General features: G+C 49.1%; 17 protein-coding genes and 1 pseudogene. 9 read left to right on the top strand and 9 right to left on the bottom strand.

The genetic code is table 11. From position 1 onward, the window contains the following. Positions 1-29: 29 nt before the first annotated feature. Positions 30-779, bottom strand: a complete 750-nt coding sequence (fabG, locus tag ACZ5ZV_RS01915) for a 3-oxoacyl-ACP reductase FabG (RefSeq protein WP_464119713.1) — start codon at positions 777-779, stop codon at positions 30-32. 147 nt (positions 780-926) lie between these two features. Here fabG and ACZ5ZV_RS01910 point away from each other — a divergent pair, with 147 nt between their 5' ends. The 5 genes from ACZ5ZV_RS01910 to ACZ5ZV_RS01890 all read left to right on the top strand — a co-directional run bounded on the left by ACZ5ZV_RS01910 (position 927) and on the right by ACZ5ZV_RS01890 (position 5,462). Further along, positions 927-1,934 (top strand): ketoacyl-ACP synthase III, encoded by a 1,008-nt coding sequence (locus ACZ5ZV_RS01910; protein WP_464119711.1) that lies wholly within the window; start codon positions 927-929, stop codon positions 1,932-1,934. Positions 1,935-1,955: 21 nt separating this feature from the next. Next, positions 1,956-3,461: an o-succinylbenzoate--CoA ligase gene (gene menE / locus ACZ5ZV_RS01905; protein WP_464119710.1), complete on the top strand. Its 1,506-nt coding sequence runs from the start codon at positions 1,956-1,958 to the stop codon at positions 3,459-3,461. A 64-nt stretch (positions 3,462-3,525) separates the two neighbouring features. Next, a complete protein-coding gene (locus tag ACZ5ZV_RS01900) occupies positions 3,526-4,050 on the top strand; it encodes a hypothetical protein (protein ID WP_464119708.1) in 525 nt (174 codons plus the stop codon). A 73-nt stretch (positions 4,051-4,123) separates the two neighbouring features. Continuing rightward, positions 4,124-4,768 (top strand): matrixin family metalloprotease, encoded by a 645-nt coding sequence (locus ACZ5ZV_RS01895; RefSeq protein ID WP_464119706.1) that lies wholly within the window; start codon positions 4,124-4,126, stop codon positions 4,766-4,768. 1 nt (position 4,769) lies between these two features. After that, positions 4,770-5,462 carry a hypothetical protein gene (locus ACZ5ZV_RS01890; RefSeq protein ID WP_464119705.1) on the top strand — a complete coding sequence of 231 codons (693 nt, stop codon included), beginning with the start codon at positions 4,770-4,772 and terminating at the stop codon, positions 5,460-5,462. On the opposite strand, the gene ACZ5ZV_RS01885 is transcribed toward ACZ5ZV_RS01890, so the two are convergent. The 6 genes and pseudogenes from ACZ5ZV_RS01885 to ACZ5ZV_RS01860 form a co-directional block, all read right to left on the bottom strand. Continuing rightward, positions 5,459-5,902 (bottom strand): outer membrane protein assembly factor BamE, encoded by a 444-nt coding sequence (locus tag ACZ5ZV_RS01885; protein ID WP_464119703.1) that lies wholly within the window; start codon positions 5,900-5,902, stop codon positions 5,459-5,461. The two genes, ACZ5ZV_RS01890 and ACZ5ZV_RS01885, sit on opposite strands and share 4 nt — an antisense overlap. An 86-nt stretch (positions 5,903-5,988) precedes the next feature. Further along, positions 5,989-6,579, bottom strand: coding sequence for a hypothetical protein (locus ACZ5ZV_RS01880; protein ID WP_464119701.1), 591 nt, complete (start codon positions 6,577-6,579; stop codon positions 5,989-5,991). Then, positions 6,560-7,246, bottom strand: a complete 687-nt coding sequence (locus tag ACZ5ZV_RS01875) for a hypothetical protein (RefSeq protein WP_464119700.1) — start codon at positions 7,244-7,246, stop codon at positions 6,560-6,562. The genes ACZ5ZV_RS01880 and ACZ5ZV_RS01875 overlap by 20 nt, the downstream gene beginning before the upstream one ends. Positions 7,247-7,570: 324 nt before the next feature. Continuing rightward, positions 7,571-10,033: pseudogene (gene secA / locus ACZ5ZV_RS01870) on the bottom strand (preprotein translocase subunit SecA); the annotation flags it as partial. Positions 10,034-10,163: 130 nt separating this feature from the next. Continuing rightward, positions 10,164-10,646, bottom strand: coding sequence for a tRNA (cytidine(34)-2'-O)-methyltransferase (locus ACZ5ZV_RS01865; protein WP_464119698.1), 483 nt, complete (start codon positions 10,644-10,646; stop codon positions 10,164-10,166). Further along, positions 10,639-11,241: a gamma-glutamylcyclotransferase family protein gene (locus ACZ5ZV_RS01860; RefSeq protein WP_464119696.1), complete on the bottom strand. Its 603-nt coding sequence runs from the start codon at positions 11,239-11,241 to the stop codon at positions 10,639-10,641. The genes ACZ5ZV_RS01865 and ACZ5ZV_RS01860 overlap by 8 nt, the downstream gene beginning before the upstream one ends. A gap of 249 nt (positions 11,242-11,490) precedes the next feature. On the opposite strand from ACZ5ZV_RS01860, the gene ACZ5ZV_RS01855 reads away from it, so the two are divergent. From ACZ5ZV_RS01855 to ACZ5ZV_RS01845, 3 genes are all read left to right on the top strand, one after another. Next, complete coding sequence (locus tag ACZ5ZV_RS01855) at positions 11,491-11,829, top strand: P-II family nitrogen regulator (protein ID WP_347358666.1); 339 nt, start codon at positions 11,491-11,493, stop codon at positions 11,827-11,829. 30 nt (positions 11,830-11,859) lie between these two features. Then, entirely contained in the window at positions 11,860-13,272 is a 1,413-nt protein-coding gene (gene glnA, locus ACZ5ZV_RS01850; protein ID WP_464119694.1) for a type I glutamate--ammonia ligase, read from the top strand. Positions 13,273-13,342: 70 nt separating this feature from the next. Next, a complete protein-coding gene (locus tag ACZ5ZV_RS01845) occupies positions 13,343-13,753 on the top strand; it encodes a glycine cleavage system H family protein (protein WP_464119692.1) in 411 nt (136 codons plus the stop codon). A 47-nt stretch (positions 13,754-13,800) separates the two neighbouring features. Here the strand turns inward: ACZ5ZV_RS01845 and ACZ5ZV_RS01840 are convergent, their stop codons facing one another. Further along, positions 13,801-14,346: a DUF4383 domain-containing protein gene (locus ACZ5ZV_RS01840; protein WP_464119690.1), complete on the bottom strand. Its 546-nt coding sequence runs from the start codon at positions 14,344-14,346 to the stop codon at positions 13,801-13,803. Positions 14,347-14,498: 152 nt separating this feature from the next. Between ACZ5ZV_RS01840 and ACZ5ZV_RS01835 the strand changes: the two genes are divergently transcribed. After that, positions 14,499-15,386, top strand: coding sequence for a DMT family transporter (locus ACZ5ZV_RS01835; protein WP_464119689.1), 888 nt, complete (start codon positions 14,499-14,501; stop codon positions 15,384-15,386). Here ACZ5ZV_RS01835 and ACZ5ZV_RS01830 read toward each other — a convergent pair. After that, the gene (locus ACZ5ZV_RS01830; RefSeq protein WP_464119687.1) at positions 15,367-16,653 is read right to left on the bottom strand and encodes a hypothetical protein; all 1,287 of its coding nucleotides are present in this window, start codon (positions 16,651-16,653) and stop codon (positions 15,367-15,369) included. The genes ACZ5ZV_RS01835 and ACZ5ZV_RS01830 overlap by 20 nt on opposite strands. Positions 16,654-16,784 lie beyond the last annotated feature (131 nt).

Genomic DNA, 16,784 nt, shown 5'->3' with positions numbered 1-16,784 from the left:
CGAAGTCACTCCTTCAAAAAGTTTATTTATTACAGAACAATACCGCCATCAACACTGAGAACAGTGCCATTGATATAACTTGCCTGCTCGCTGGCAAGGAACAAACAGGCATTTGCAATATCTTCCACCTCACCCAAACGAGCGACTGGAACTTTCGCCGCCATGCCCTCCAGAACTTCCTTCGGCATCGCCTTGGTCATCGCCGTTGCGATAAAGCCCGGAGCAATCGCATTGGACGTAAAGCCCTTGCGGCCCAATTCTTTGCCCCAGGTTTTGGCCATACCAATAACACCCGCCTTGGCGGCAGCATAATTGGTCTGACCGAAGTTTCCATACAGTCCCACCACAGACGAAATACTGATGATACGTTTGTGTGCAGATTGAGGATTGAATTTTTCCAACAATGTTTTTGTCACATTGAACAAACCAGTCAGGTTGGTAGAGATCACGGCATCCCAGTCTTCGGGCGCCATCTTCGCGAAAGATTTATCGCGTGTGATCCCCGCGTTGTTCACAAGAATATCCACAGCCCACGGCAAGGAAGCCGCCGCCTTGGCAACCGAATCGCGATTGCCAACATCGACTTGCGCCAGATGAAGTTGCGCTGAGTACTGAGAAAGTTCGGCCTTGGCATTCTGCAAAGCCTGCTCGGAATAATCCCAGATAGAAACATTTCCACCTGCTTCAAGGAAGCTGCGAGTGATTTGGAAACCGATGCCGGAAGCACCACCAGTAACAACTGCATTTTTATTTTTGAAATCAAAAGTAATATTGTTCATACGTCACGAGTACCCCGACTCTCCCCCCACCCGTCAAAGGAAAAAGCACTTTTTCGCTCGGAGTATAGAGCTAATGCTCTATAAAAGTTTTCTTGCCAAAGTGGCAAAACTGATTTGTAGATAAGCGAAATCGCAAAGGAATAAACGATGAACACGACAAGAAAAGCGACCATTGTAGGAACCGGGATGTACGCGCCTGAACGCGTGATCACCAATCAATACTTTAATGATCTTTACAAAAAAGACATCGGAACTTTCTTAAGTGAGCAAAGAAACATCCGCGAACGCCGCTGGATGAATCCAGAACAACGCACGTCCGATTTGATTCTGCCTGCAGCTGAAGAGGCCATGAAAGTCGCAGGTATCACTGCCAAGGATCTGGATCTGATCATTGTTTCGACCGACACACCTGATTACCTTTCTCCCTCCACCGCCTCGGTGGTGGCTTATCGCCTGGGGGCCGTCAACGCGGGAACGTATGACATCAATACCGCGTGCGCCGGGTTTGTGGTTGGCTGCGATATCGCCTCCAAATATATTGTGGCTGACAGCAAATACAAAAACATTCTGGTCGTTGGCGCCTACGGCATGAGTAAGTATCTGAACTTCGACGACTACAAGATTGCATCCTTGTTTGCCGATGGCGCAGGAGCCGTTGTTTTGCAGCCATCCAAGGACGGTTCGGGCTTTATCGACAGCCAGATGTACACTGATGGTCAGTATCATGACTATATGGGCATCTATGCTGGGGGTACGGCCCAACCGGTCAGTCATCAGGTCATTGAAAACAAAGGCCATCTGCTGGCTTTCCCGAAACGTATTCCACCTGAAACCAACGGGATTCACTGGCCCCGCCTGACTCATCAGATTCTGGATCGTATTAAAAAGAACCCTTCCGACATCCAGCACTTCTTTATCACGCAGTTCAACGTGCAAAGCATTTACGAAACCATGGATCAGTTGTCCCTGCCTCGTGAACGCGCCCACTACGTGATGGACCGCTATGGCTACACGGGCTCTGCTTCCATCGGCATGGCAGTGGCGGATGCGGCTTACCAAAAGAAAATGAAAAAAGGCGACTTGGTCTTTATGTTGGGCTCTGGTGGTGGTATGAGCATGGCTGCCTTGGCCTTGGAATGGGGCTACGACACATAGTCGTCTAAGCAAGAGGAACACATGGAACTGGATTGGCTGAAAAAATGGAATATGTACTCACCACAAAATATCGCCATTCAAGATGGCGATACCGGGCGTGAGTTTTCCTATGCACGATTGTTTGAATTGGCAAACAAAGGAGCAAAGCTTCTTCAGCAAAACTTCCACGTTGGCCAAGGCGACCGCGTTGCGGTTTTGGCCACCAACGAACTGGAGTATGTGTTTCTTTTCTTTGCCCTGCAGCGCCTGGGCGCAATCATGGTGCCGATCAACTTCCGTCTGACACAAAGGGAAGTCCGTCACATTCTGACGGACTCTGCTCCGAAACTGGTGGTACTGCAGGAAAACCTGAACCATCTGATTGAAGATCTTTCTGCAGATGTGGTTCCGCAAAAGCTTTTCCTGCAAGGCTCTGACAGCTTTGCCTCGGCACTGGAGGCCTTTTCCGACAGTAGCGAAACTGCCTTCCTTCCGACTGAAGAAGATCCCGTGATGATTTTGTACACCTCGGGGACCACAGGAAGTCCCAAAGGTGCGGTGCTGACATACAGAATGCTGTTCTGGAATTCCATCAACACAACTTTGCGTCTGAACATTTCACAAACAGACTGCACTGTGATCTTCCTGCCCTTCTTCCACACTGGCGGCTGGAATGTTCTGACGACTCCGTTCATACATCGTGGCGCCAAAGTGGTGTTCTTGAAAAAGTTCGATGCCGATCAGATTCTTCGCCTCAGCGAGGAACAAAAAGCCACTTTACTATTTGGTGTCCCCACAACCATGGACATGATGGCCCGATCACCTCTTTTTAAATCTGTAGATCTTAGCCGCATTCGCTATGCGATTGTCGGCGGTGAGCCTATGCCTTTGGAGCTGATAAAGACCTGGGACAAGAAAGGCGTGCCGGTTCGTCAGGGCTACGGCCTGACCGAGTTTGGTCCGAATGTGTTTTCCTTGAATGAAGAAGATGCCATCCGCAAGATTGGCTCTATCGGTTTTCCGAATTTTTATATAGATGCCAAGGTCGTGGATAACGAAGGACGGGAACTGGGAAGTAATCAAGTCGGCGAACTGGTTCTGCGCGGCCCGATGATCATGCAAGGCTATTGGAATAACGAAAAGGCAACACAAGAAACCATCAAAGATGGCTGGCTTCACACTGGGGATCTGGTTCGTCGCGATGAAGAAGGTTATTTTTATGTGGTTGGACGCAAAAAGGACATGTTCATTTCTGGCGGAGAAAACGTCTACCCTCCCGAAGTAGAACAGATCCTCAGATCCCACCCCGCCGTGCTGGAAGCCGCTGTCATCGGAGTTCCTGATGAGAAATGGGGTGAAGTGGGCAAGGCATTCATCGTGCGTCAAAAACCCGATCTGACCGCAGAGGACCTACTTAACCACTGCGCCAAGAATCTGGCCAAATTCAAAATTCCCAAGCATTTCGTGTTTCTAGCCGCTTTACCCAAAGGCGACAGCGGAAAGATTCTCAAACGCCAGCTCATGGAGCCTGCTGCCAGCCATCCCTAAGCATTTTAAGTTATACAACGGCCCCCACTAGAGTTATACAAGGTCCTCGAAATCGGAGTTTTGTATGAAAAAATTTATGTTGGGCCTACTTGTAGCCGCAAATTTGATTTCCCTGAACGCCTCTGCTGACAAGCAATTCGTGGGTGCTGATAAGTTCTATGATTTGATTGCAGATTACAAATCTGCCTGTGTTCAATCTGAGTGCGCAAAACCCTATCGTGAAATTCCAATCTATTTCGACGGTGCTCGCACGGTCCTTATTTCTGATTACGAAGTCAGAAAGCTTCAGCAGATTTCTCAGAAGCAGTCCTTTATCTGGATGGACACCGTCCTTCAAGGTGACTTCCATTCTGATGGAAAAACAGTCCTGGAAGAAGTCGTGGCGATCTTCAAGTCCTCCACTCTGGTCGCTTACAAGATCGATTACAGCGAAAAGGCCTGGTACATAGGCACTTGCAAGTGGGATGGCGTAAATGCCTCCACATTGGCAGGTTGCCCGGAAGGCAAGATCCACGAATCTTCCTTTGTTTCTCCAGACTTCAAAACCTTTGTCCGTAACACCGACGATATCGCTAAGTTCTACAACTAAAGACGACTCGTCGAAGGTCGAGTAATCAATACTTGTCAGGATGTCCGAAGGAATCTCGTGTAAACTGACAAGTATGTTGAAATTTCTCGTTCTGCCTCTGACATTGCTCGCTCTGTGCTCTTGCCAGAAAGGGCCCACACTTGGGCCCGGTGACGAGGATCTTTTAGCCAGTGCCGCAGAAAATGACTGCGGCTTCGTGCAAAACTCTTATGGCCAGCGCGTTTCCTGGAAAGGAAACATCCCGGTTCGCCTGAAACTTCACAAAGACTTCCCACCAGATTACGAAGACGCCCTTAATAAAGCGGCCTATCGTTGGAATGAAGCTGCTGGGATGACTTTATTTCATTTCGAACGCGACAGTGACACTCTTCCCAATGCCGCCACCAAAGACAGTCAGAATACGATTCACTGGCATTTGACCTGGCCCAATAAAAACATCAACTATCAGGGGCTGACTTCCCTTTATTGGAAAACCAACAAGCTCTATGAAGCAGACGTGGCCATCAACAATCAGTACTTCAGTTACTTCACCGGGACCACTCCGACAACAATCAAAGACGTGCATCTGGAAAGCCTGTTCGTGCACGAACTGGGTCACGTATTGGGACTCAAACATCGCAGCACCGTTCCCAGCGTGATGTGGGCCGTTCTCAATGGCGGATCAGTTCGCGAGACCCTGACTGAAGCGGACCGAACCACAATAAAGTGCGAGTATTAATATGAAGAAAAACCGGACGCCATTACAAAAAATGTCCCGCATGCTCAGCCTGATTCTGCTCATGGCGGCACTTCCTTTTGCTTTGCACCTTTTGGACAAAAAGTTTCTTCCAAAAAGAAATGTGGCCTCTGACGGAGGCCTAAGTGCCGTGGGAAGCCAAAGTGACAACTTCGATCTGTCCGAGGCTTCTCCAGAAGAGTTCCGCAAAGCTTTTAAGTATCAGATCCTTAAGAACGTCGAATTGGATTCCTTTGAAGCCGGTCCCGGCATCAAACTGGGCTTGTTCCTGATGAAAAGTCCCGCTGGGTCCCGCGTGTTTGTGTGTGACCGCTACCCGACACTGGATCTTTATTTTGCCGCGGAAGGTATTGCGATCTCGGGCGAGATTCCCAAGATGGTCGTGCGCATTCCCTGCACCGTCAGCGAAGATCAAAATCATATCGCGGCCTTCCCGATCCCTTTTCAGGAGATCTTCAAAAGCCCGATCAGTCAGTTTGAATTTACAACTTCAGCCCCCGGCATTCGCGAAACTGGTAAAATCTACTTCCGCAATGTGGTGGATGAGTGGCCTCAGGAATGGACCTGGACAGGTGTGAAGTTCTACGGACGAGAAGCCTCAGACACCTTGGAAGTTAACGGCTATGAGGTGATCTCTGTCTTGGGAGAACCGCTGATTCTTCCGGTGGCAAATTAGCGAACCGGCTCAAAGGTCGGCACATAACGGACCTTGTCTTCGCCTTTGGCTTTCTTTTCATATTCTTCGTAAGACTTGCGATGGCTTTCCACTTCACGGGCCAGCATCTCGTCAATTTCGCGATTTTTTTGATCATTGCGCGTGTCCATGGCTATAGCCGTGCGATCTGCCGGAGGCTGCCAGACATCGCCGACATAAACGGCATTGCCTTCAAAGAACTGAACTTCTTTTTCAAAACGAATTCGTTTGTCGTAAAAAACATAGGTCCAGCGGTCTTTACCGTGAAAACGCTGGGTGCGGGTGGGGCTTCCCATCAGATTCAGTACGTCATCTTTTTCCATTCCTGGCGTGATTTCATTAAACTGCTTCAGCATGGATGTCTGACAGGCCGTCGTCACCAAGCTCAGCGAAATCAACGGAATAGCCAAATATCGGAGCATACTTCCCCCACTCTTCTAAGGTATCAGCTTCCACCGATCTCTCAAAGTGAGCAACTTTCTTTTGTCTCATTTTGATGCGCAGAAAATTATTTTTTCAAAATGACAGGATCCACAAGGCCAGGCGCCGGCGTTGTCGCTCCTTTGCCAGCCTGACCGTGGGCTTCAGCCGCATCGTGCTGTTGTCTTTCCTCTGGGGAGCTGTATTGGCTGCGAACCTTTTTCAATGTTCTTTTCACAGAGGAACCCAGGCTCATTTGATTTTCCATCTCCTCAATGGACTTCAAATCAATGCGCTCATATTCCCTTTTGGCCGCCACCCCTTTTTCAGGGTAACGATACTTCAGCAACGTTCGCTGTTGATCATATTCTTTCAGATTCTTTTCCATTTCCTTATGCAAGGCGACCATACTGGAGATGATTTCACTGACTCGCGCCGGATCTTTGCTGGTTTGTTTTTCCAGAATCAACTTTTGGATCTCAGCTTCCCCGGAACGAACCTTGGCTTCCAAAGCAGCCACCCGGGCTTGCACCACCGCGAAGGATTCTTCACCGCTGCGGACTTCTTTAGCTCCCTCTACCGGAGCCGCTTCCCCACCGCCTTCATTAGCAAAAGCCAAAGAAACCGACAAAAGGACTGTAAAAAAGCTCAACGTTTTTTTAGGAACCAGACAGGACATCTTGCCTCCAGGAAATTTTAAAAGGCAGATATTTAATTCGGTTGATAAGAACAGATGCTTTAGCCGGATTCAGACCTCGAAGGACCAACCGTCCACCACCAATCTGAGACAAAAGCGAAGGCACATCCCAACCAAAACGGGAATCCGTCATGGCTTCCTTCAACTGGCTGACCAGCAAGCTGGATTCAATGCCGTCAATCGTCAGGGTATACGCCAAAGGCCCGCTGACCGTATCTGCATTGGCAAAGTCCGTCACATCTGAAAAGTCCGGTGTATCGCTCACCCCTGATGGAGCCAAGGGCTCCGGCATTGCTGGCGACCCCACGGAGTCCAAAGTCTGACTGAAATCATAGGGAGCTTCTTCCACCGCAGGAACCTCACCATGCACTTCCTGATCTTCAGAAGGCGCTTCGTAGGTCATATCCGCTGGTGGCTGCTCCGCCATATTCAGGGCTTCATTGAAGCCCCCATCGAAAGCGGCCGGCGTCTCAGGTTGCTGATAGCCCTGCTCCTGTTCAGGATAGCCACTTTGCTCTTGGAAGTTTTGCTCTTGGAAGTTTTGCTCTTGGAAATTTTGATCTTGATAGTTTTGCTCGACAGAAGCCTCAAAGGACGGAGCCGCCGTCGGCTCTACAACTGGTTCTGGCTCAGGTTCATGCTGAGCCATCTCAGGTTGGCCATTCCAGTCGATAAAATAAACTGCATTGCAATGGGGACAGGTGTAAAGCGTCCCCAGGTGCTTATCCAGAATCTCTACCGACTTATGGCAATTCGGACAAGGGATCAATTATCTTTTTCCCTTCGAATCTTTTTCCAAACGACGACGCTCTTCGCGGTTCATCGGACGATCCTCACGAGGACCGCTTTGGAAAGTCATTTTGCGTTTCGGAGCCTCTTCAGCTTCCGGAATGCTGTGACCGATATCCGCTTCGCTTGGAGACGAGTAATCCAACTCATCCAAGTCAGCTTCTTCCGGACGCAGGCTTTCCAGCACCTGCTCTTCAGTTTGTTGGGCAACCAACTGAACACGCATCACTTTTTCGATCGCGTCTGACTTGATGGTATTGTTCAACGTCTCAAAGGCTTTGAAAGCCTCTTTTTTGTACTCAAGCAAAGGATCTTTCTGAGCATAACCACGCAGACCGATACCTTCTTTCAGCTTGTCGATAACATAAAGGTGGTTCTTCCAGTGGTTATCGATGCTTTGAAGCAGGATCATTTTCTGAACTTGCTCAAAGAACGGACCCATGGAGTTCTTCTGACGATCCCAAACTTCTTTCACACCGGCTTTCACAGCTTCAGTCACTGTGTCGGTGTTCACAGACATTGTCGAGAAATCAACTTTGAAACCGAACGTCTGAGCCAGGGCATTGTTCAGGCCCTCCAGGCTCCACTCTTCTTTTTTTCCGTTTTCAGGGATGTGAGTGTCCAGAATTCCGGAAACCACATCGCCCAACCAGTCCAAAGTGGTTCTTTCGATTTCCTGACCCTCCAAAACCTTACGGCGCATTCCATAGATCGCATTTCTTTGTGCGTTCATCACGGAATCGTATTCCATCAGGTTCTTACGGATATCGAAGTTGTGTCCTTCAACCTTACGTTGCGCACCTTCGATGGCGTTAGTCACCATTTTGGCTGTGATTGGTTCATCTTCAGGGATGTTCAGCATTTCCATGATCTTCTGAATACGCTCGCCGTTGAAGATACGCATCAGCTTGTCTTCCAAAGACAGATAGAATCTGGATTCACCCGGATCCCCCTGACGGCCGGCACGACCACGCAGCTGATTGTCGATACGACGGGATTCATGGCGTTCTGTACCGATGATGTACAAACCACCCAAAGAACGAACTTCGGCGCGCTCCGCTTCGACCTGTGGCTTCAGCTTTTGAACGGCCTCCAGATACTCTGGAGAATCATCATTACCGACCTGAGTTTTTGCCAGCATTTCAGCGTTACCACCCAGCATGATGTCGGTACCACGACCTGCCATATTCGTAGCAATAGTCACAGCCCCTTTACGACCGGCCTGAGCGATAATTTCCGCTTCACGTTCGTGGTGTTTCGCATTCAGGACTTCGTGTTTCACACCCTCTTTACGAAGGAAGGCGCTCAACGCCTCGGACTTTTCAATGGATTCCGTACCCACCAGGATCGGCTGACCCTTGGCAATACGTTCTTTGATATCCGCCGTGATCGCCTTGAACTTTGCAAGTTCAGACTTGTAAACCACGTCTTCCTGATCCTTACGCATGATCGGACGATTGGTTGGAATCACGTTCACATCAAGTTTATAGATCTTTTTGAACTCCACCGCTTCTGTATCAGCAGTCCCCGTCATACCAGACAGCTTTTCATACATACGGAAGTAGTTCTGGAAGGTGATTGTTGCCAAAGTCTGATTTTCAGACTTCACTTCAACACCCTCTTTGGCCTCGATCGCCTGGTGCAAACCATCGCTCCAGCGACGACCCGGCATCAAACGACCTGTAAACTCATCCACGATCACGATTTCACCGTCTTTGATCATGTATTCCACGTCACGACGGTACAGATAGTGAGCTTTCAAACCCTGATACACATGGTGCAGGATTTCGATGTTTTGCGGATCGTAAAGATTGGAAAGACCCATCAGTTCTTCCACTTTCGCGTTTCCGGCGTCGGTCAAAGAAGCTGTTTTTGATTTTTCTTCCATCGTGAAGTGCAGGTCGCGCTTCAGGTGAGGAATGATGGCGTTCACAGCGTAGTATTTGTCAGTGGAGGATTCCGCAGGACCGGAAATGATCAGCGGAGTACGCGCTTCGTCGACAAGGATGGAGTCACACTCATCCACGATGGCATAGTAGTGAGGGCGCTGAACGTAGTCATTCAGGTCAAACTTCATGTTGTCACGAAGATAGTCAAAGCCCAGTTCATTGTTGGTGCAATAAGTGATGTCACAAGCATACATCTGCTTGCGTTGCTGGTCGTTCAAACCATGAACGATGATACCTGTGGTAAGACCCAGCCAGCCATACAGACGACCCATGTGTTCGGCGTCACGACGAACCAGGTAGTCATTCACAGTCACAACGTGAACACCGCGACCCGTAAGAGCGTTCAGGTACACCGGCAGTGTTGCCACCAGGGTTTTACCTTCACCCGTTCTCATCTCAGCGATATTTCCACGATTCAGAACATAACCACCGATCAACTGAACGTCATAGTGGCGCATTCCCAGCACACGCTTGGAGGCTTCACGGCAGACTGCAAAAGCTTCAGGCAGAATGTCATCGACAGTTTCGCCCTTTTTCAGACGTTCCTGGAACTCTGGAGTTTTGGCTTTAAGTTGATCATCCGTAAGGGCTGCCATCTGAGGTTCCAAGGCATTGATACGATCCACAGTGGGCTGGATCTTTTTCATCTCACGGTCGTGCTTCGTTCCGAACATTTTTGTCAAAATTTGTGTAACCATAGCCTAAGAGGATAGACCCAAATACTCACAAGCGGCAAGGTAAGGGGGCAATTTCTGGATGCGTCATTGACGCGATTTCATTCGGAATTTTAAAGACTTGGTCGGGTTGAACCCCGACCAAAGCCTTAAACTATCGCAATGGATACTTGAGCTGACGAAGACCCTCGTAGGCGGCAATGGCAACACTGGTGGCCAGATTCAGACTGCGCGCGCCTTCACCAATCATGGGAATGGTCACTGTTTGACTGGGGTGTTTCATCAGGAAATCAGGGTCCAGACCCTTGGTTTCCTTCCCGAAGACAAACCAATCCCCGGCCTGGTATTGAGGCTCAAAATAGGTTCGCTGTGTTTTGGTCGTAAACAGCCAGATACGGCTGGGATCTTCGACGTGTTTCCACCAGTCTTCGAAAGTCTCGTGGCGGTGCCAGGTCAGATGGGGCCAGTAATCCAGCCCCGCTCTTTTCAGGTTCGTATCGTTGATTTCGAACCCCATTTTTCCCACGATGTGCAGCTCGCAGTTGGTGCCGACACAAGTGCGCCCGATATTTCCCGTATTCTGAGGAATTTCGGGCTCAATAAGAACAATGCGGAAAAGTTTCTCTGTATTAGGCAAGGTGTCTGTAAACCTCTTGGCCCAGTTTAGACAGCGCCAATCGACGACCTTTATCGACGATCAGCTCCAGATTCATCAGCTCACGATAGAGCGTCAGATCAATCGGAACGATCTCGCGGCCCGAAGAACGTCCCAGTCTTTGAATATAAGTTGCTTGCTTTTCACTGAGTTTGGAAGTCAAAGCCGGTTGTTCCTGTAAGGAACGTTTCCAGTCTCCGCCGGCAATCACAGTGGCATTCACCGGAAGTTTTAACGGATTCAGGAAGTAAATCCAAGCTTTCACCGGCTCAGACGCACCCTCTGGATGCACATCAATTTCTTCCCTGGAGTAAAGGCTCTTGTCTGGATCAAGGCGGTTGTATCCGTGGAACTCATCCATCAGATTCAACAAAAGATCGGACCCCTTAAGCTCGATCATCTGCCCCGGAACCAGATCAGATCCCCCTCTGACCAGTGCCGGGAAGCCTACTTTCAAACGGTAAGCTGTGGCCTTAACTCGTGCAAATACTGAAGATTCCACGAAATTTTGGATCTTGCTGAAGTGAACCATGCCTTCGCAGAAAGAACCGTAAACGAAAAAACGATTTGTAGTCATTATCCCCCCCGAGTACGACAACAATAGTGATTTTCCGAAAATGAGGTCCCGTGTGTACCAAAAACCACATAGCCCCGCAAGCCGCTTTACGAGAGCTTTTTCTTTTTTTCCAAACAGTGACACTTACTGGAATGCGTTATGCAGAAATTAAAAAAATAAAATGACCTTTTCAGTTTTTGCATTCTTCGGATGCTTTGTTATCCTTTTACAAATCTGACGTAGGAATTCTTTTTCAGAACAAAGAAGTACATGAAAAAAATTGAGGCCATTATCAAACCCTTCAAATTGGATGACGTGGTCGATGCTCTAGCTGAGGTCGGCGTTGAAGGGATCACTGTCTCGGAAGTCCGGGGCTTTGGCCGTCAAAAAGGCCGCACTGAAGTTTACAAAGGTGCGGAATACGTCGTCGACTTTCTCCCAAAAATAAAAATTGAAGTGGTTCTTCCGTCTGCACTGGTTGATAGCGCCGTGGAAGCCATTCAAAAAACAGCTCGCACAGGAAAAATTGGTGACGGAAAAATCTTCGTTATTCCTGTGGAATCCGCACTTCGCATCCGCACCGGTGAGAAGGACGAACAAGCACTTTAAAAAGTTTTTAACCCCTCAGGGAGGCTCACGATGACCGGACAAGACGTTTTAAAATTCGCCAACGAAAAAGGCGCAAAAATGGTGGATCTGAAGTTCTGTGACATGATCGGAACTTGGCAGCACCTGACAGTGCCAGTGCACCAGTTGACTGACGAGGCTTTTGAACAGGGCTTCGGCTTTGATGGAAGTTCCATCCGCGGCTGGAGAGGCATCGAAGAATCCGACATGATCATCCTTCCAGATCCGTCCACAGCGATGATGGACCCGTTCATGCAAGTGCCCACTTTGTCTTTGATCTGTGACGTCTGCCTTCCGGAAACTCTTCAAGCTTACAACCGCGATCCTCGTCAAGTGGTGAAAAAAGCCATCGCTTACATGCAATCCACCGGCATTGCTGACACCGCTTACTTCGGTCCTGAAGCGGAATTCTTTATTTTCGACGATATTCGCTACGAACAGACCAACAGCTCAGCTTTCTACATGATCGACAGCGATGAAGCTTCCTGGAACACCGGTCGTGACGAGGGTGGCAACAATCAGGGCTACAAGATCCGCTCCAAAGAGGGCTACTTCCCCGCTTTGCCAACCGATTCCCAACAGGATCTCAGAACAGAAATCTGCCTTGAGCTTGAAAGATGCGGCATGCAAGTGGAACGTCATCACCACGAGGTCGCGGCGGCACAAAGTGAGATCAACTTCCGCTTCGATACAGCCTTGAACATAGGCGACAAAATGATGTGGTTCAAATACATCGTAAAAAACGTAGCCAAACGCTATGGAAAAACCGCGACCTTCATGCCAAAACCCATTTTCGGCGACAACGGTTCGGGAATGCACATCCATATGTCCCTGTGGAAAGATGGCAAAAATCTGTTCGCAGGCAACAAGTACGCCGGTCTTTCGGAGATGGCTTTGCACTATATCGGCGGCGTTCTGAAACATGCTCCAGCCCTTTGCGGAATCATCAACCCAACAACCAACTCTTATAAACGTTTGGTTCCAGGTTTTGAGGCTCCGACGAAGCTGGCTTACAGCTTTAAGAACCGCTCTGCAGCGATGCGTATCCCGAATTCAGGGCCAAATCCGAAGGCAAAACGTATCGAGTTCCGCACTCCAGACCCTTCGGCCAACATTTATCTGGCGGAAGCGGCGATTCTGATGGCCGGTCTGGATGGCATTATCAACAAGATCAATCCGGGCGATCCATTGGATAAGGACATCTACGGACTGCCTCCTCAAGAGGCTGCGGCGATTCCTTCTGTTCCGGGAACCCTGGAAGAAAGCTTAAATGCCCTGCTCAACAACTGCAGCTTCCTGAAAAAAGGCGATGTTTTCAGCGACGATCTGATCCAGACCTGGGTTCAGTACAAAATCGACAAAGAAGTTCGCCCAATTCAGCAAAGACCAGTTCCCTACGAGTTCCATTTATACTACGATTGTTAAGCCGCAACGCGGGGATGTGGTGCGGTTCTGCCGCACCACTGGATTAGATCAGCTTAGATAAGGAAAGATTATGGCATCAGACGACGTTAGAAATTTTATGGGCTACCTTTGGGTGCGCCAGGAAGATGGACTCATCACCATCGGCATCAATGAAGACGGCCTTGAAGACTTCGAATCCATCTCTTCCGTGGATTTACCGGCGGAAAATGAGCAAGTGGATGAAGATGTCGTTATCGGCACCCTTGAAACTGATGACGGTCCTTTGGATATTTATACTCCGGTTGCCGGCACTGTGGTTGAAGTGAACTCTCAGGTCATCGACGATCCGTCCCTTATTATGGAAGACCCTTATGAAGAAGGCTGGCTGATTCGCATCGAAGCCGACGAGGACTTCGATGAGGATGAAGAAGACGACGAAGATGATGAAGACGATGAGGACGAGGACGAAGACGACGATTATGACGATGAGGATGAAGACTAGTCCTTAAAGCAAAGCCCCGGACAGCCGGGGCTTTTTTTATTTTTTCTTTAGTGCCAAGTTGTGCCCTTCGGCGCAATACGATCGAGTTTTCGAGCGGTCAACCAGGCCCCAATCACAAACACCGCTCCGATCAGGATATGCACAACATGGTCTGCGGTCCCCAGTTCCAGATATCCCGGAATCAAACGCCACCAGAACGAATCATAGTCCATAGTGGGTGGAATCATGCTGGTGTTGGAACCAAACAAGAAGCCCGCCAGCCCCAACATTCCATAGATGGCCCCAAAGATGTAACTAAAGCGTTCTGCCGTGATAATGGAGTTTCCCACTCCAAACCACAGAGCTGTGATTCCTGAAACAATATGAATGATGTTATGCCCCCAGCCCAGATGCATTCCAAACAGATTGGGCAGAACAAATCCCGACATTCCCACCAATACGAACGCCACCCCTAACACCATGCACACCCACTGGGCCGGGCTGGTCTCGGATTCCACCTGAACCGCCGGCTTACTCTCAACTTTTGCAGTTGTGGGCTTACCGACTTTCTCAGGCTGGGGTGTCTTCTCTAGATCCGGTCTTTGTGGTTCCATAAGATGCTCCTTGTTGATTTGCTCTTTCATTATGCCGCTGGATGAAAGGGCGAAGCAGAAGAGTTCTCGAACTTTGACAAGATTCAGTTGATTCTCTGCGAACCCACAAGAAGTGCAGTGACCCCCTCTGGACCTTCTGCTAAATTTCCTCTATGCCAGCAAGATTCGAAAATCTCATCCTTTACACCATCTGCACCGTGATCTGGGGTTCCACCTGGCTTGTCATCACATTCCAGATTGATTCTGCGTCTCCAGTCACCTCAGTCTTCTGGCGGTTTCTGCTGGCGGCGGGAATGCTTTTCACTTTCTGCTTCTGGAAAAAACAGAACCTAAGATACACCCGACGTGAACATCTGCTTTTTGCGGGTCAGGGTATTTTGATGTTCTCGATTAACTACATGCTGACCTATGTGGCAGAAACCATGATCAGCTCTGGTCTGGTAGCTTTGAGTTTTACCGCCTTGGTTTATTACAACATGTTCGGGATGAATCTGTTTTTCAAAAAACCCATCACCCGCAACGTGATCTGGGGGTCAGCTCTGGGCGGGATCGGAATCATATTTATATTTCTAAATGAGATTCTGCATTTTGATCCGAATTCGAAAACCATCTGGGGTCTTTTGGTCGGTTTTCTGGCAACTCTTTCAGCCTCCATGGGTAACATGGTGGCGCAAAAAAGCTATCAGCTGCGTATTCCCGTCGTTGTCACCAACACTTGGGGCATGATGTATGGAAGTCTCTTCACCTTGCTGGTGGCACTGATTTTAGGTCATGATCTCAGCATCCCACTGACCGCCAAATTCCTGGGAGCTTTGACGTATCTGGCTCTGTTTGGGTCTGTTATTGCCTTTGGGGCCTATCTTTCTTTGGCCGGAAGAATTGGAGCGGAGAAAGCCGCCTATACCAGCGTACTTTCCCCGGTGATTGCTCTGACACTTTCCAGCTTTTTTGAAGGCTTCCACTGGACACCTTACATAGTTTTAGGTGTCGTGCTTTGCCTGCTGGGAAATATCCTGACACTTACCAAGCGGGTGGGTTGATTCCCGGAGGAAGGAAAAACACACCCACCTGGTACATGATTGAAATTGTTTTGTCTGTTGTCTTGCGCAGATCCCGGCCCTGAGGGGCTCCGTTATCCACGATAATCATTCCATCGTCTCCGGCAGAGATATACGTATGCCCCGGCGTATAGCCAGCCCCATTCATCATGATGGATCCCAGAATCGGACGATACTTGGTCGCATCCCACGGAACCCACCCGGCCTTATACAAGGCCATCGAATAATTCACCACCGCTGCTGTACTGGACCAGATCAGCTGATTGCCCTTAGCTTTGTTGAAGTCATCGGCCACCCGATACCCGGCGCGCTGATAAGCCTGTCGCAAAAGTTCTGACTGGAACTCTGCACAGGGCACATTCGAAAAGCCATGGCGAACAGCCGTGCCTTGGGTTGCGATACTCCAGGCCCCACTGGTGGATATCACACCGGTCTTTTCAAAGTTAATCGACCACTGAGTCGCAACCGCCTTGTCCATCATCAGATAGGACTTCGGTGTCGCCACGGTTCTGTTCACAGCTTTCTTGAGTTCATTGAAAATCGCCTGATATTTGGCGCGCGTTTCAGATTTCATCGTGTCGGGATTTAGGCCCTTGTTAAGTCTTTCCCCAAACCGTTTCATCACTGACGAGGTATAATTGAACCTCGGCTTGCCGCTGGCATTAAAGTTTTTAATAAACCCATCCCCCAAAGCCGAAGCTGTCACCACGGCGAAGTTCCCTTCCGTCCCTTGCAGATTTCCGACGATCGAAGCAAAAATGAAAAGCCCGCCAGAGGTTTTGTTAATTTCGGCAATCTTCGCTGCCGTAAACTGAGATTGATACTGGGACAAGACCGAGACCACCTTCACCGGATAGATGAAGCCCGTGCTGGAGCGCTCAACTCCACCGCTGGAGGTGCGATAATCCAGGTGTTTGACTTCATAGTTCGCCGGAATCTCAATCTGTGTGCCTTCGGGAAGTTCAATTTTGTTTTCCAGAATGCCAGCCTTTTCGTAACGCAAGGTCATGGCCTGATTCAAAAGCAGTTTCTGACTTGCGGTCACCGGAACTTCCGGAACATCCGGCGCTGGATCCATCACTTCCGGTGTTCCCGGATCAGAATTGGGAACACTTGGTTCCACGACAGAAGCACTTTCATTTCCACTTTCATCAAGAGCAGGAAAGTCATTGGAGGGTGCACAAGCTGCCAAGACCAGCAGTCCTGCACTTAAAAGAAGACATCGGGTGATTGCTTTGGTTGCCGCCATAGGACCTCCGTTCCCAGAGGTCTTCGGCCGACTCACATTCGAAATTTAATATTTTTTGTAGTGTCCAAATTCTGTTCACCAATTCACTTTCTACTGTCGAATTTCTTTCGGAAAGAAAAAAGCATCTGTTT

Source organism: Bdellovibrio sp. HAGR004, assembly GCF_055397015.1.
This window is presented reverse-complemented; position numbering and strand designations above follow the sequence as displayed.

Coding starts and splice junctions, on each gene's coding strand:
- fabG (WP_464119713.1), bottom strand. CDS start 779: ATGAACAATATTACTTTTGATTTCAAAAATAAAAATGCAGTTGTTACT.
- ACZ5ZV_RS01910 (WP_464119711.1), top strand. CDS start 927: ATGAACACGACAAGAAAAGCGACCATTGTAGGAACCGGGATGTACGCG.
- menE (WP_464119710.1), top strand. CDS start 1,956: ATGGAACTGGATTGGCTGAAAAAATGGAATATGTACTCACCACAAAAT.
- ACZ5ZV_RS01900 (WP_464119708.1), top strand. CDS start 3,526: ATGAAAAAATTTATGTTGGGCCTACTTGTAGCCGCAAATTTGATTTCC.
- ACZ5ZV_RS01895 (WP_464119706.1), top strand. CDS start 4,124: ATGTTGAAATTTCTCGTTCTGCCTCTGACATTGCTCGCTCTGTGCTCT.
- ACZ5ZV_RS01890 (WP_464119705.1), top strand. CDS start 4,770: ATGAAGAAAAACCGGACGCCATTACAAAAAATGTCCCGCATGCTCAGC.
- ACZ5ZV_RS01885 (WP_464119703.1), bottom strand. CDS start 5,902: ATGCTCCGATATTTGGCTATTCCGTTGATTTCGCTGAGCTTGGTGACG.
- ACZ5ZV_RS01880 (WP_464119701.1), bottom strand. CDS start 6,579: ATGTCCTGTCTGGTTCCTAAAAAAACGTTGAGCTTTTTTACAGTCCTT.
- ACZ5ZV_RS01875 (WP_464119700.1), bottom strand. CDS start 7,246: ATGGCTCAGCATGAACCTGAGCCAGAACCAGTTGTAGAGCCGACGGCG.
- ACZ5ZV_RS01860 (WP_464119696.1), bottom strand. CDS start 11,241: ATGACTACAAATCGTTTTTTCGTTTACGGTTCTTTCTGCGAAGGCATG.
- ACZ5ZV_RS01855 (WP_347358666.1), top strand. CDS start 11,491: ATGAAAAAAATTGAGGCCATTATCAAACCCTTCAAATTGGATGACGTG.
- glnA (WP_464119694.1), top strand. CDS start 11,860: ATGACCGGACAAGACGTTTTAAAATTCGCCAACGAAAAAGGCGCAAAA.
- ACZ5ZV_RS01845 (WP_464119692.1), top strand. CDS start 13,343: ATGGCATCAGACGACGTTAGAAATTTTATGGGCTACCTTTGGGTGCGC.
- ACZ5ZV_RS01840 (WP_464119690.1), bottom strand. CDS start 14,346: ATGGAACCACAAAGACCGGATCTAGAGAAGACACCCCAGCCTGAGAAA.
- ACZ5ZV_RS01835 (WP_464119689.1), top strand. CDS start 14,499: ATGCCAGCAAGATTCGAAAATCTCATCCTTTACACCATCTGCACCGTG.
- ACZ5ZV_RS01830 (WP_464119687.1), bottom strand. CDS start 16,653: ATGGCGGCAACCAAAGCAATCACCCGATGTCTTCTTTTAAGTGCAGGA.